This is a genomic window from Cytobacillus oceanisediminis (assembly GCF_004366035.1).
Taxonomy (GTDB): domain Bacteria; phylum Bacillota; class Bacilli; order Bacillales; family Cytobacillaceae; genus Cytobacillus; species Cytobacillus oceanisediminis_C.
On record NZ_SOEE01000002.1, the window covers coordinates 91547 to 104329 of the forward strand.

A 12783-nucleotide genomic window follows, 5' to 3' on the forward strand; every position below is an offset into this window, starting at 1 on the left:
AATAGTATGTTATATATCAATGAAACTGAAGGGATTTTGCAAAAAGAAGTCTGGGAAAACGTGAATCAAAATCTGCTGGCCAAAATGCTTTCAGAGTTTATGTATGAAGATATGATTCATCCCGAGTTAGAAGGTGATGTTTATTTATTACAGACATCCACAGGCCGCAAATACCGATTTAAGGGAGAAAAACGATTATTTGACAGTTTTGACGTAAAAGCGGACTCTATTGAAGCCTGTGAAAAAGACACATGGCATCCAGCCGTCAATGCGATTCAATTTCTCTCTGATATCCAGGAGAGTATTGGCATGTCATCCGAAACAGCAGGGCATCTGATCAGGGAATTGAATCATACCCTAATTGCCGATGCAAATATGAAGGTTCATCACAGAATATCAGCGGATGAACTGACGGAACTTGATTATGCGGAATTGGAAGGCAAAATGACCGGCCACCCTTGGATCACCTATAACAAAGGACGGATCGGTTTTGGCATGGATGATTATTTAAACTTCTCTCCGGAAATGCAGCAAGAAACGAAGCTGTTCTGGATAGCGATCCACAGGGAGCGTTCCCAATTCCAGTCTATTACTGGGCTGAACTATGAAAAGCTGATCGCGAATGAACTTGGTGCTGAGATGACCAGGAGTTTTTCAGACATCATCAGAAAGTATGGATTGGATCCTGCAGATTACTATTTTATGCCGGTGCATGAATGGCAGTGGAAAAACGTTCTGATTCAAAACTTCCCGGAAGATTTGGCGAATAAAAAAATGATCCCTCTTGAAGAAGGAACGGACCATTATCTGCCCCAGCAGTCCATTCGGACATTTGTGAATGTAAGTGAGAAGAGGAAACACCATGTGAAGCTTCCAATGAGCATTTTAAATACACTGGTCTACCGCGGGCTTCCTTCTGAACGGACGGTAATTGCCCCCCAGGTTACTGAATTTATTAAAGGAATTTACGAGAATGACCAGTTCTTAAAGGAAGATTGCGAAGTGGTGCTTCCAGGGGAAATCGCAAGCATCAATGTCGATCATCCTTATTACCATTCTTTAAATGGAGCACCTTACCAGTACAATGAAATGCTGGGTGCTATTTGGAGGGAAAGCATCTATGGGTATTTGAAGGAAGGGGAAAAACCGATTACTCTTGCAGCTCTTCATCATGTAGATGCCTATGGAAAACCGTTTGTTCAGAGTCTGATAGAGAAGTCGGGATTAAGCGTGAATGAGTGGATGAAGCAGTTTTTCAATGTCATCATGCCGCCCCTTCTGCATTTCCTTTATCAGTATGGAACCGTCTTTTCCCCTCATGGGCAAAATACGATTCTTATTTTAAAAGATTCACAGCCCGTGAGATTGGCAGTTAAAGATTATGTGGATGACGTTAATATTTCAGACCAGCCATTCCCCGAACTTTCAGGACTGGATGAGAATCTGAAAGCTGTGCTTCGCAGTGAACCGCCTGAAGGTCTGACGCAATTCATTTTTACCGGTCTGTTCATCTGTCACCTCCGTTATTTATCAAACGTGCTGATCAATCATCAATTGATAGAGGAAAAGACATTCTGGTCTTATCTGGCAGAAGCCATTCAAGATTATCAGTCAAAATTCCCGCACCTTGAAGAACGGTTTAAACTGTTTGATTTCTTCAAACCCGAGCTTACTAAACTTTGCCTGAACCGAAACCGAATGGTGGACTATGGCTACGGGGATGGGGAGGACCGCCCGCATGCGTCTGAATTTGGAAAAGTGCACAATGCTTTACATGATATTCACGATGAAAAGGTGATGGTGTAAAATTTTGTTTCAGTAGATTTTACTCCTTTAAATCAGCGAATTAATTATTGACATAAAATACCGAAGGATGCATAATAATTCTAATTATAAAAAGAAACAACAGCCATGACAGGGAACCAGTAAGTAGAACTCAGGCAAGAAGAGAGCGGGATTCACCGGCTGAAAGATCCTGCAGCCTGCAAAGCTATTGAACCTAGCCCTTGAGCTGCCAGGAAAACCTGGCCGAATTTCCTGCGTTAATGGATTTTCAAAGAGGGCGCTTGCTGTGTGAAGTGCCAATGAAGGTGGTACCGCGAAAGACTAAGCTCTTCCGTCCTTTTTAAAGGGATGGGAGGGCTTTTTTTTGCAATTTAAGAAAATATTTTGAAATTCGAGAACTGTATAGCTCCAGCGCCTGCCCCTCAATGTCACAAGCATGCCTTGTTTCGGCTCCTGGGGACTGGGGTCCTAAGCCGTTTCCTTTCAGATCATACAGGAACAGTCTTATGCCTGTCGTCCCTTGGCCAGTCCCTTCACATTTCGGGGGATCCTCCCAAAAAGGCAAAGGACGCTTTTCCGGGAGGCCCGACTTGTGATTGTCGGGGGCGGGCAAGGCGCTTGCGCTTTTCTCATAGGTGGTGAAGCATGTGAAAAGGGAACGAATTGTTGTAAAAATCGGAAGCAGTTCGCTGACAAATATGAATGGCGGACTTTGTATTGAAAAGCTGGAGGAACATGCGGCTGCCCTCTCCTTACTGAAAGAGAAGGGGCATGAAGTAATCTTAATTTCATCAGGTGCTGTTGCAGCAGGGTTTGCGGATCTTGGCTATCCTTCACGCCCTGTGACAATCGCCGGAAAACAGGCTGCCGCCGCAGTTGGTCAAGGGCTATTAATGCAGGGATATACGGAAGAATTCAAAAAGCATGGCATCGTTGCAGCGCAATTGCTGCTGACAAGGCAAAACTTCCTGCATAAAGAGCAATACCAAAATGCACATGCAACATTGTCCGAATTATTGAAACGGAATGTAATTCCAATCATTAATGAAAATGACTCAGTATCGATTGAAGAGCTGGCCTTTGGCGATAATGATATGCTGTCCGCGCTTGTAAGCGGCCTGATCCAGGCACAGCGCCTCATTATACTGACGGATGTGAACGGGATATACGATTCAAATCCCCGTACGTGTCCTAATGCAAAAAAGTTCAATTATATTAAAGAAATAACCGATGACTTAATGACTGCTGCTGCAGGAACGTCCTCAAAAGTGGGAACCGGCGGAATGGTAACGAAGCTCGGGGCTGCCAGGACAGCGTTGTCACTGGGTGTGCAAGTTTTCATAGGTGTGGGGAACGGTGCGGAAAAGCTGATTGAGATCCTCGATGGCAAAGGGGATGGGACTTATATTGGTGCCAGCTCCCAGCCGAGTGTCAAAACCTCCAAGCAGTGGCTTGCGCTGCATTCTGTTCCGAATGGGAAAATTGAAGTGGATCACGGTGCTGCACAGGCCATTTTAACTCAGGGAAAAAGCCTGCTGCCTGCAGGTGTCACCGCCATTACCGGTTATTTTCACGTTCATGATGTCGTGGAAGTGATTGGACCTAAAGGAGATTTGATCGGCAAGGGGCAGGTTAATTTTTCATCCGATGAGCTTCGGGCCATAAAAGGGTTATCCAGTTCGGAAGCAATGCAGATTGCTGGAACCGACCGCCGTGTTGTCATTCATCGTGACCATTGGGTAAGCCAAAAAAGAAAGGAGAAAAGCTCATGGAATTAAATTTAAAAGGAAAAAAAGCAAAAAAGGCAGCGGCAGAGCTGACGAAAATGACTGTGAAACAAAAGAATCGTGCGCTTGAACTGATCTCAGGTCAGCTGATGCACGAGAAGGAGTTTATTTTAGCAGAAAATGAAAAGGATCTGGACGCAGGAAAAGAAAATGGAATGAGTGATGCTTTGTTAGATCGTCTTCGTTTGACTGAAGCCCGCCTTCAGGAAATGGCGGACGCATTAATCCAGCTTACTCACCTGGACGATCCGGTTGGGGAGGTTTTAACCTCATGGGAACGTCCGAACGGACTCGCCATTACACAAGTACGTGTCCCGCTTGGCGTTGTCGGCATGATCTATGAAGCGCGTCCAAATGTCACGGTCGATGCATCCAGCTTATGTCTGAAGACAGGTAATGCTGTTATGCTTCGCGGAAGTTCTACTGCCATTCATTCCAATAAAGCAATTGTGAAGGTGATTCATCATGCATTGGAAAAGAGCGACTTGCCGCCTGATGCGGTACAGCTTATTGAGGATACGAGCCGGGAAACTGCTTCGGGGATGTTCAAGCTGAACGAATATCTGGATGTCCTGATACCGCGGGGAGGGGCAAAGCTAATTAAGAAAGTTGTTGAAAATTCTACAGTCCCAGTACTTGAGACAGGTGCAGGCAATTGTCATGTCTATATTGATGAAAGTGCTGATAAGGAAATGGCGATAAACATTGCCATCAATGCGAAAACACAGCGTCCTTCCGTTTGCAATGCATGTGAAACGATCATTGTGCACAGAGAGTGGGATGGCCTGAATGATCTTGTACTTGCACTAAAGGAAAAAGGGGTTGCCATTCACGGTGATGAAGGTGTATGCGGGGAAAGAATCATCCCTGCCGTGGAAGAAGATTGGTCCACTGAATATTTAGGCTTAGAAGTCGCGTTGAAATTGGTGAAAAGCGTGGAGGAGGCAATTATTCATATTAACCGCTACGGCACTAAACATTCTGAGGCAATTGTTTCTTCAAACCCTGATAATGTGGAAAAATTCCTGAATGAAGTCGATGCCGCGGCAGTTTACCAGAATGCTTCCACACGCTTCACGGATGGATTTGAGTTTGGGTTCGGCGCAGAAATCGGGATCAGCACCCAAAAGCTCCATGCCCGTGGCCCGATGGGACTGCCGGCTCTGACTTCGACGAAATATATTGTGAAAGGGAATGGGCAGATAAAGGGTTAATCTGCCAAATCCTTTTAAAAAGAAGGATTGACCTATTTTCCTATTTATTGGTGTCCCTTAGAAATGAATGGTAAGATACATTTAGGTGAATGTGATGAAAATAAAGACATTATTTATTGCCCCTTATCCTGCTATGCTTCCATTAATTGAGGAATGCAGGAAAGAGGAAAAAGATTTGGACATTAAAATAGCAACTGGAAATCTGGGTCAGGCACTCCCGTATGTGAAAAATGCCGGGTCTGAAGGAATTGATATGATCATCAGCAGGGGCGGAACAGCAAAGCTGGTCCAACAGGAAACAAATATCCCTGTTATTGATATTCAGGTATCCGGGTATGATATGCTTCGGGTGTTAACCCTTGCCAATGATTTTCCAGGGAAGAAAGCAATTGTAGGCTTTTCCAACATAACGCTAGGCGCCAAAACGATTACTGACATATTGGATATTGGTATAGAGGTTTTTACGATTCAAAGGGAAGAGGAAGTAGAGGCCCTTGTTCATGAACTAAGGGTCAAGGGTTTTGAATTGATCATGGGGGATGTTGTAACTGTTGAAGCTGCTGCTAAAGCAGGGCTCGAGGGAATCCTGATACAATCCGGCCGTGAAGCCATCTTTGATGCGTTCCAAAAAGTGAAATCGGTATATTTTTCTTTTAGCAGAAAACAGCAGGAAAACGACCTTCTCAGAGCAATTATTAAGGAGAATACTGACAATATAATACTTTTTGACAGTAATGCTGAATGTGTATTTGAACAATGGAATTCTTTTTCTTCTCCTCCGATACTCGTAAGTGATTTACAGAGTCTTGTACACCGGCATGGAAAGGCAGAATCCGTTGCAATAATTGAAGGAATTAAGGGAGATATGCTTAAAGTTCAGGTTTCAAGCCTTGAAATTGCCGATGAAATCTATACTCAATTTATTATTACGGAGCTTAACAATATGAAGAGTTCTTCAGAAAATCTTAACGTCGAATCAGTGTCTCAGCTGCCGATGATCATCCATGAAAGTGAAGCAATGAAAGATTGTCTGGCGGCTATATCTGCAGGAACAAACCGAAATTTATGGCTCTTAATTGGAGCTGCCGGCACGGGAAAAGGATTATTAGCACGCTATATCCATTACTTAAAGCATCAGGGTGCCGGTTTGTTGCTTTCTATACATGCAAAGGAAACGAGAAGAGGATTGGATCCCTTTGATGAAGACATTCGATCCATATATGTTTATGGTGCTGAGGACGTTTCAGCAGAAGAGAAACCCCAATTGTTTAAGCAGTATCAGAAATGGGCAGAATCGGGGAAAGAAGTGATTCTCTCCCTATCCAGCGAAAATCCAGAGTTTCATTCCCTTCTTTTTAACGAAGAAACTGTTCGCATCTATATCCCCTCTTTAATAGAACGCAAGGATGATATAAGAGCTTTAACAGCTTATTTTATTGCCCATTTTCATCAGCAGTATGGAACCTCTGCAGTAAAAATCAGAGAGGATGCAATGGAACTGCTGGAAAAATACAAGTGGCCTGGAAATACGGCTGAGCTGAAAGCATTCCTCTTTGATGTCTTGGCAGCTGAGAAAGGCTATACCATCAGTAAGGAAACTGTTTCAAGACAGCTGAATCGCAAGCAGCGTCCTGTCCATATTGAAGATAGTCTGTTATCCGGAACACTCGATCAAATTGAGAAACGAATTATCGAAGCAATTATGAAGGAAGAAAACCAAAATCAAACAAAGGTGTCAAAACGGTTAGGCATTAATCGGTCGACATTGTGGAGGAAGCTGAAGCAGTAATATTCAGCTTCTTTTTTATTTTAATAAGTGTTTAAAAATGCAACAATTAAAACAAACCTAGAAAATACCAAACTATTTTTCTGCAAAAAGTGTTGAATTTTGCATTGAAAGCGTTTAATATGAAACTGTAATCGTTTTCACTTATTGTTTAAAATTGAAACATATATAAAGGGGATGTTAAAATTATGAAGATCAAAGCAACTCTTGAGCGTATTCCAGGCGGGATGATGGTAGTTCCGTTGCTAATTGCAGCAATACTTAACACTTTTGCACCTGATTTGCTCCGTATCGGAAATTTTACTCAGGCATTGTTTGTTGACGGTGCATCAGCTTTAATCGCTTTATTCCTATTATGTACAGGTGCTCAAATTAACGTAAAATCATTTGGTGTTTCAATAGGAAAAGGGGCCACCCTTTTAGCAACCAAGTGGGCAGTTGGTGCGGCATTCGGGTTAATCGCTTACATGTTTGCAGGTGAAAATGGTCTTTGGCTGGGTTTAGCTCCAATTGCAATTATTGCAGCTATGACTAACAGTAATGGCGGACTATTCGTCGCACTTGTCGGTCAGTATGGAAGCAAGGAAGACCGTGCAGCTTATTCATTGCTGGCTCTAAATGACGGTCCGTTTTTAACAATGGTAGCCCTATCAATCTTTGGTGCTATGGGCTTTGTTGATGGCATGTTCTCATTGCAATCATTCATTGCCGTACTGCTTCCAATCCTGGTAGGTATGGTATTGGGTAACCTGGATGAAGAAATGCGTTCATTCCTTGATAGTGGAAGCTCCATGCTCATACCATTTTTCGCGTTCGCCCTTGGAATGGGAATTGACTTCAGTGCAATTGTAGACGGAGGTCTATCAGGTATTATCCTTGGACTGTTAACAGTATTCGTAACGGGTACAGCTGGATATCTGGTGTTTAAAGCGTTTAAGTGGAATCCAATTGTAGGTGCTGCTGAAGGCTCAACTGCCGGAAATGCTGTAGCAACTCCAGCTGCCATTGCAGCAGCAAGTGCAGGGTTCGCGCAGTATGCTGAATTGGCTACAGTTCAGGTCGCGGCATCTACTGTGACAACCGCAATCCTGCTTCCGCTGTATATAGCGTTTTTGGTTAAGCGCTTAGAGAGAAAAGGATATGAGTTTAAAGAAGGAAACCTGACGAAAGTTAACGGCTAAAGGATGTGGTTCTTGTGTTTGAAAAATTTGGCATTATTGCGGATGATTTGACTGGTGCTAATGATTCAGGAGTGCAGCTGGCGAAAAAAGGGCTGACTGCCACTGTTATGATGGATTATACCGGGAAAAAGGTTCAATCTGACCCTGATGTCTTAATTGTTGATACTGACAGCCGGGCAAAAACACAAGAAGAAGCATATGAAGCAGTGGAAAAAGCTGCTTCTCTTCTTTTTGAAAAAGGCTATGCTCATGTCTATAAAAAAGTAGATTCAACTTTAAGAGGAAATATATCTGTTGAACTGGCAGCGCTTGAAAAAGTATATCGCCCGGAAATCGTTGTTATTGCCCCTGCATTTCCAAAAATGAATCGTACAACGGTGTCTGGACATCATTATGTAAATGGCAAACTGATTACAGAAACAGAGTTTGGAAGGGATCCAAAGACACCTGTAACGGAAAGCTTTCTTCCTCACATGTTAAAAAAGGATGCAGGAAAGGATATTGCATTGCTTAATCTGGAATTGATCCGCGGAGACAAGGCAGATATTCTTGAATTCATTGAAAGAACTGTTGCGGCGGGGAAAACCTGGATTGTTTGCGACAGTGAAAGGGAAGAGGATCTGCAGGTAATTGCTGAGATTTTCACAAGCCTTCAGAAAAAAACGATTTGGACTGGCTCTGGTGCCCTAGTAGAATATTTACCAGATGCACTAAAGCTAAAATCTCATAAAGAGAATGTTTATGAGGAGAACAATATCAGGAAAACACTCACAGTTTCAGGGAGTCTTTCACAGGTTACAAAAAAACAGCTTGCCCGGATTAGAGAACTTGAGCAATCCTATTTTGCAGAAATCAATCCTGTCCAATTGGTGAATCAGTCAATTGATCTCGAAGAAGTCATTGGAGTAATTGGCCAAAACCAGGCTAATAGCCATTTTGTTGTTTATGTGGATTCTTCCGTTCAGAACCGGGAAGCAGCCCGTATAGCGGGAGAAGCAATAGGATTATCAGGAAAACAGGTTGGTGAAAGGATTGCCATGGGACTGGGGCAAATTGCAAACAAACTTGTAAATAAGTTCCCGGAACTTGACGGCTTGATTTTAACAGGCGGAGACATAGCGAAAGCTGCTTGTTCAGAATTGGGTATTCAGGAAATGGAGCTCCACAAAGAAATAGAACCGGGACTTCCTTTTGGACGGCTGCGGAGCAGGGAAAAAAACTATTGGGCTGTTACAAAAGCGGGGGGATTCGGTAATGAGCAATCCCTGGTTAACGCAATACATTATATGACAAGAAAGGTTGAGTGCAATGAGTCAAACTAAACCAGTAGTAGGCATTACAATGGGGGATGCAGCGGGCGTAGGGCCGGAAATTATTTTAAAAAGCCTGGCAGAATCTGAAATGTATGAAATAAGCAACCCGCTTGTCATTGGTGATAGAAAAATTTTAGAGCGGGCAAAATCATTTGTTGACAGCGGGCTTGTTATTGAAGCAGTGAAGGCAGATCAGTTAAATGAGATCCCTTATAAGCATGGGGTAGTACATTGCCTTGATTTGGACCTTTTGCCGGAAGACCTCCCTATTGGCCAGGTTTCACCTGCAGCTGGAGACGCAGCATTTCAATATTTGGCTAAAGCGATCGAAATGGCAAAAGAAAATTCGATTGATGCGATCTGTACTGCACCTTTAAACAAGGAAGCATTGCAAAAGGGCGGCCATATGTATCCAGGTCATACAGAAATTTTAGCGGATTTGACCAATACGAAAGATTATTCCATGATGCTATCTGCACCAAACTTACGGGTTATCCATGTGACAACCCATGTCGGAATTATTGATGCAGTTAAAATGATCAATCCTGAAAGAGTGTATCACGTGCTGAAGCTTGCCCATGACACATTGAAAAAAGCCGGGATTGAATCACCTAAAATAGCTGTTTGCGGAATCAATCCTCATGCCGGCGAAAATGGATTATTCGGGTATGGCGAAGAGGAAGAAAAAGTCATTCCTGGAGTGGAAAAAGCACAGGCAGAAGGAATTAATGCTGTTGGGCCGCTGCCGGCTGACACATTATTTTTCAGAGCTGTCCGCGGCGATTTTGATATTGTCGTAGCCATGTATCATGATCAGGGGCATGGGCCAGTTAAAGTATTAGGGCTGGATGCCGGGGTTAATATCACAGTCGGTCTTCCCATCATTCGTACAAGCGTTGATCACGGTACAGCCTTCGATATTGCCGGAAAAGGCATAGCTGACGAGAAAAGCTTAATGGAAGCCATGCGCCAGGCAGTAGAGCTTGCACCAAAGAAGAAATAAGCTTATTTTAACCTGCTCGGGGATTATCAGCACCCCGGGCGGGTTATTTTATAGAATTTAATAGATAAATTTTTTTGAAAATGATATCGTTAACCTCACAATTGATGCTAAAATAATAGAAAAAACACAAAAAGAGGACTATATGAGTAAACGGACAGGTCAAATTTCACTTGTGCTTATTTCAGTTTTATTTACCTCTTATCAATCCATTTTCTCACATGAAGCGTTTTTTACTTTTGATTTTTTTCTATTTACAAGTATTGCCTGGTTTGTCGGCTGGCAGTTTGACAAAAGCAGGTACTTCGCAGAAAAAGCGCGGGCCAGCGAGAAGAGCCACAAATTGCTTCTGGAATCACTGCCAGTTTCCGTGCTCATACATAAGGACTTTGAAATTTTGTATGCAAACTCCGCTGCAGTCGCCGAATTGTCGGCATCAGATAAAGGTGCATTAATTGGCAGGTCGCTTCTTGACTTTATAGAGATGGACTATATGGGCCGTTTGCAGGAGCGTTATCAGTACATTAAGTCAGAGAAGCAGCTTTTAAACAATATAGAATATAAAATAAAACGGTTTGATGGAACCACTAGATTTTTTGAAGTTTCGTCACTTTATGTTGATTTTGAAGGCAAAGAGGCCATACTCTCTATTGGAACTGATATTTCTGATAAAAAAGAGGAGCAGGAAAAGCTCCTGCAAAAATCAGAAAAGCTGGCACTTCTGGGCCAAATGGCTGCTGGAATCGCCCATGAAATCCGTAACCCTCTTACTTCAATTAAAGGGTTTGTTCAGCTCTTCAAGTCAAATAGCCAGAAAGATGAATACTTTGACATTGTACTTTCAGAATTGGATCGCATAAATGGAATCGTTGGTGAATTTTTAGTGCTTGCAAAGCCGACTGCAGACATTTTCGAAAAGCAGGATCTTACTAAATTAATCAACGAAGTGATTCTTTTGAGCAGCACCCAATCCATTTTAAACAATGTCGAAATAGCAGTAGAAAATAATCTCCGCGCTCCAATGATTCATTGTGAAAAGAATCAGCTGAAACAAGTATTCCTTAACGTTATTAAAAATGCCATTGAAGCAATGCCAGGCGGTGGAGAGTTAAACATTAAAGTTCTTAAAAAGACCAGCAACACTATTTCCATTCAGTTCATCGATCAGGGTGTTGGCATATCAGAAGACAGGATATCAAGTCTGGGAGAACCTTTTTATACGACAAAGGAAAAAGGAACCGGGCTGGGACTGATGATTTGCTACAAAATTATCGAAAACCATAGTGGGCGCTTAATAGTCGAAAGTAAAGTTGGGGAAGGCACGAAGATTGAGATAGAACTCCCTTATGAAGGGGATTCGTTACATTCAGAACGTGATCAAAACGGAAACATCCTTTTCATATAGATGGCTGAGCGGGAGCTGACAGTGCATGAAAATGCGCTGTTTTTTTATTATCCGCCGCGAAAGGGTCACTTGCATAAGATGTTATAATTAAAATAAATACATTAAAATGGTGATTATAGTGTTTTATTTCAGTTTACTTGGCCTTCTGTTTATAGGAGCTGTTTTCGTTATTATTCGTAAAAAATTAAATATCAATACTGCTGCAATGGCGGCTGTGATGGCGCTTGGCATTGTGACACAGGGTGTTTTGCTGAATTTCTTCGGTTTGTCCTTCTATTTGGGGAGCGTCGGCAAGATTATGAGCATAGCAGATTTAGCCTTATGGATGGCCATTCTTGTATCGATTGGCATGACCATTTATAAAGGAGAGTTTAAGAAGCTGCATTACGATAATCCAATTAACCGTTTTGGCATTGGAACCTGGGTGGCCGGCACATCGATTTGCGGAATCATGTTCTTCAAGCAATTTGGAGCAGGTGCAGAAGCACAGGCGCTGGCCATTCTGAATGGGGGATTGTGGATTATTTATATTGGGATTAGTTTAATGGGCTTCAAGGAACTCAAGGAAACATCTTTTGGACAGCAGGCACATGGAGTTTTGCTGCTGACGACGGTCAGCACACAATCTCTTGTTCTCCTTTTCAATACTGTCTTTGCAGATGTACCTGGCGTTCTGAATGCTGCTCTTATTTTTTTCGGGCTGCTTTTTTATTCCATCAGTGCGTGGTTTATTCTTAAACGTTATGCCGTTAGCGGCTGGAACTATGCGAAAGATTGGAATAATACCAATTGTATTTTTCACGGTGCCCTGTCCATCAGCGGACTCGCCATGTTTAAATCCGGCCTTGTAACTCATCAGCCGGCTGCCTGGTTTTGGCTTGCCGTTTTCCTGGTTTTCATTGTGATAGAAGTTATAGAAATAGCAAGGCTGGTATGGCGCATTCGAATATATGGCTTGAAGGAAGGCATCTTCACATACGATGTGACACAGTGGAGCCGAATCTTCACTTTTGCGATGTTCTTTACGTTTACCTTTTTCATAGAAACCCCGGTGCAATCAGTAGTCTTGAATACAGGCGTCTGGATCATTTTAATGTTATTGATCATTGAATTATATCTAAGTGTTGACTCTTTAATAAAAAAACATGTTCGGATTCCGTTGACATTCAGAAAAGAAAGATCGGTATAAAAGCAAAGCGCACATAAATTTTTCTATCCGCAAATAAAAATTGCTTATCCGCACATAAATTTGCCTATGCGCATCTAAATTCAAGGTATGTGCAAATAAGTCTGTTCCTTGAATGAATAGTGC

At 42.5% G+C, this 12783-nt stretch carries 9 protein-coding genes; all 9 read left to right on the plus strand.

Annotated elements, in window-relative coordinates; translation table 11 throughout:
• Nucleotides 1-6: 6 nt before the first annotated feature.
• The 9 genes from DFO72_RS04820 to DFO72_RS04860 all read left to right on the plus strand — a co-directional run bounded on the left by DFO72_RS04820 (nt 7) and on the right by DFO72_RS04860 (nt 12660).
• Entirely contained in the window at nt 7-1806 is a 1800-nt protein-coding gene (locus DFO72_RS04820; RefSeq protein WP_113881157.1) for an IucA/IucC family protein, read from the plus strand.
• Between the two features lie 626 nt (nt 1807-2432).
• On the plus strand, nt 2433-3563 hold the full coding sequence (gene proB, locus DFO72_RS04825; protein WP_113881155.1) for a glutamate 5-kinase: 1131 nt from the start codon (nt 2433-2435) through the stop codon (nt 3561-3563).
• Nucleotides 3554-4786 carry a glutamate-5-semialdehyde dehydrogenase gene (locus DFO72_RS04830; RefSeq protein ID WP_113881154.1) on the plus strand — a complete coding sequence of 411 codons (1233 nt, stop codon included), beginning with the start codon at nt 3554-3556 and terminating at the stop codon, nt 4784-4786. The genes proB and DFO72_RS04830 overlap by 10 nt, the downstream gene beginning before the upstream one ends.
• Nucleotides 4787-4880: 94 nt before the next feature.
• The gene (locus DFO72_RS04835; RefSeq protein ID WP_113881153.1) at nt 4881-6575 is read left to right on the plus strand and encodes a sigma-54-dependent Fis family transcriptional regulator; all 1695 of its coding nucleotides are present in this window, start codon (nt 4881-4883) and stop codon (nt 6573-6575) included.
• Nucleotides 6576-6760: 185 nt separating this feature from the next.
• Nucleotides 6761-7753 carry a 2-keto-3-deoxygluconate permease gene (locus DFO72_RS04840; RefSeq protein WP_113881152.1) on the plus strand — a complete coding sequence of 331 codons (993 nt, stop codon included), beginning with the start codon at nt 6761-6763 and terminating at the stop codon, nt 7751-7753.
• A 14-nt stretch (nt 7754-7767) separates the two neighbouring features.
• Nucleotides 7768-9075, plus strand: a complete 1308-nt coding sequence (locus DFO72_RS04845; protein WP_113881151.1) for a four-carbon acid sugar kinase family protein — start codon at nt 7768-7770, stop codon at nt 9073-9075.
• Complete coding sequence (gene pdxA / locus DFO72_RS04850; RefSeq protein ID WP_113881150.1) at nt 9062-10069, plus strand: 4-hydroxythreonine-4-phosphate dehydrogenase PdxA; 1008 nt, start codon at nt 9062-9064, stop codon at nt 10067-10069. Before DFO72_RS04845 ends, pdxA begins: the two co-directional genes overlap by 14 nt.
• Nucleotides 10070-10211: 142 nt before the next feature.
• Nucleotides 10212-11471, plus strand: a complete 1260-nt coding sequence (locus DFO72_RS04855; RefSeq protein WP_113881149.1) for an ATP-binding protein — start codon at nt 10212-10214, stop codon at nt 11469-11471.
• Between the two features lie 118 nt (nt 11472-11589).
• Nucleotides 11590-12660: a hypothetical protein gene (locus tag DFO72_RS04860; RefSeq protein ID WP_243856065.1), complete on the plus strand. Its 1071-nt coding sequence runs from the start codon at nt 11590-11592 to the stop codon at nt 12658-12660.
• Nucleotides 12661-12783 lie beyond the last annotated feature (123 nt).